The sequence below is a fragment of the Streptomyces sp. AK010 genome, from assembly GCF_014207295.1.
Classification (GTDB): domain Bacteria; phylum Actinomycetota; class Actinomycetes; order Streptomycetales; family Streptomycetaceae; genus Streptomyces; species Streptomyces massasporeus.
The window spans coordinates 1-2,252 of record NZ_JACHCX010000061.1 but is presented as its reverse complement, the minus strand read 5'-3'; the positions used below and the strand labels follow the sequence as shown (position 1 = coordinate 2,252).

The 2,252-nt window shown below is 66.2% G+C and carries 1 protein-coding gene and 1 pseudogene; one reads left to right on the top strand and one right to left on the bottom strand.

Features of this window, described 5'->3' with window-relative positions; all coding sequences use genetic code 11:
• The coding region (locus HDC93_RS37535; RefSeq protein WP_185015236.1) for a right-handed parallel beta-helix repeat-containing protein at positions 1-1,566 on the top strand (1,566 nt) is incomplete at its 5' end.
• 440 nt (positions 1,567-2,006) lie between these two features.
• On the opposite strand, the pseudogene HDC93_RS39890 reads toward HDC93_RS37535, so the two are convergent.
• Positions 2,007-2,128, bottom strand: a pseudogene (locus tag HDC93_RS39890) (TetR/AcrR family transcriptional regulator); the annotation flags it as partial.
• Positions 2,129-2,252 lie beyond the last annotated feature (124 nt).

Sequence of the window (2,252 nt, the reverse complement as noted above, 5' to 3'; positions counted from 1 at the left end):
TACGACGACACGTTCTACGTGCTCAACGCGTTCGAGGAGCTGGACTCCCCCGGCGAGTGGTACCTGAACCGGGCGACGAACAAGGTGTACTACTACCCGCGGGCGGGAGAGGACGTCAACCAGGCCGGGGCGTACGTGCCGACGGTGGAGACGCTGGTGAACGTGGCCGGGTCCAGCCCGTCCGCGAAGGCGAGCGCGATCGCGTTCGACGGCATCACGTTCGAGCACGGCAATTGGCTGATGCCTCGCGACCGGTTCATCGGCGGCACGCAAGCGGAGGCGCAGTACGCGGATGACCCCTTCAAGGATCCGAACCACGACGGCTACGGCGGCGAGGTGCCCGGTCAGATCAAGCTGACCAACGCCCGCGACATCACCTTCACCGACAACACCGTGCGCAAGATGGGCAGCGGCGGACTGCAGCTGCTGACCGGAGCAGAGGATGTCACCGTCACCGGCAACCTCTTCCACAACCTGACCGCCGCCGGGGTCATCGCCGGCCGGTGGATGGACGTGCACGTCAACGGCGCCCAGCGCACCAAGAACGTGACGATCAGCAACAACGTCGTGACCGACACCGGTGACGACTTCTTCCCGGCGACCGGGATCAGCCTGATGAACACCTACAACGTGGCAGTCACCCACAACCTCGTCTACGACACCGCATACAGCGGCTTCCATCAGCGCAAGGCGGAGGAGACCAGCCTCCTCGACGGGGTGGACGGGATCGGCAAGACGACGTTCAGCCACAACGAGGTGTACAACGCCACGTCCAAGACGTCCTGGGGGGTGCACGACTCGGGGGCCGTCTACTCGTTCGGGTCGTGGCCGGGCAGCGTGATCAGCCACAACTACGTGCACCACTCGACGTCGACCGCGAACTACTACAGCGACAACCAGAGTCACCAGACCCGCTGGGACTACAACGTCGGAAAGGACGGGCGGTTCGACTTCTCCCCGCGTTACCGCAAGCCCCTGTCGGTGTACGCGTCACACAACTACACCGACTTCGCCGACAACTGGCTCAACGGGGCCATCTACGACGGCGACGGGCCACCGCACGTGGTGACAGATGGTGCGTGGCCGGCCGAGGCGCGGACCATCATGAACCAGGCGGGCCTGGAACCGGCGTACGCCGGGCTGCGGCGGAAGGTGCCCAGGGAGAACCTGGCCGACCACTCCACCCTGTCGCAGCGCAGTGCCTGGGACAGCGGCCTCGGCAAGCTTTGGGACGGCGTCACCGAGACCGGCGAGGCCAGCTCCAACGTGAACGAGTCCTGGGTGCAGTTCGATCTCGGCGCCGACTACGAGCGGTTCGCCTTCACCATCCAGCAGGACAACTGCTGCACCTGGATGTCCACCCACTGGAAGGTGCAGCGGTGGAGTGCCGGACAGAACGCCTGGATCGACATCATGCCCTACCAGGCGATCAACACGGCGGCGCCGGTTGTCTACCGACCGTCGGCCAACGTCGCCACCACCAACATCCGGCTCTACGTGCGCAACAGCAACCAGAACGGAAAGGTCGGCGTACAGGAGTTCAACGCGACCGGCGTGCGGAAGTAGCGGCCTCGACGTCACGCGGCGGGCAGGCGCACCGGGTCGTGCGCCTGCCCGGCCGCCTTCTGTGGAACCCCGCGTTGGGCGACCATCACATTGGGTCAAGGCCCCTCCGGGGTGTTCGGAGGGGGAGCTGAGCCGCCGGGCGCCGAGCGATGGCAGATGAGGGCAGCGGCCGGAACAATTCGGCGGATCTGGCATGAGATCTGGAAGGGCACTGGCGCGGTCGAGACCGCCGCTGTGGCTGCAGGGAGAGCGACGGGGACCGGTCCCCGAGACGCCGTGGTGCACGGTTCCCAGACGTTTGGGACGGGGATGCGACGCTCATCGGGGACGGTCCCCCTGACAGCTCGTCACGGGGACCGTCCCCCTTCCGCTGCACGGCCCCTGGCCTGCTGCGCCTGCACCTCCTGCCGACCTTCGGCGGCAAGGACCTGGACGAGATGGGCGAAGCCCACCCCGGCAGCGATCGCGCGTGCGCTTCCCGCCGCGACACCTCCCCTGCTCAGAGGTCGATGGCCGCTTTGGTCAGTTGAGGGCGGCGCTCGGCCGCTGAGACGTATGCCACGAAAGTAGGGTATTGACTTAGTCATTCGATCTATTGATCCGAAACTCAAAGGGTTCTATTCGAGGATGTAGCGGACGTGCGGGCCGCCGAAGTAGCCCCGGACGATGTGTGGCTGGCGTTGGCG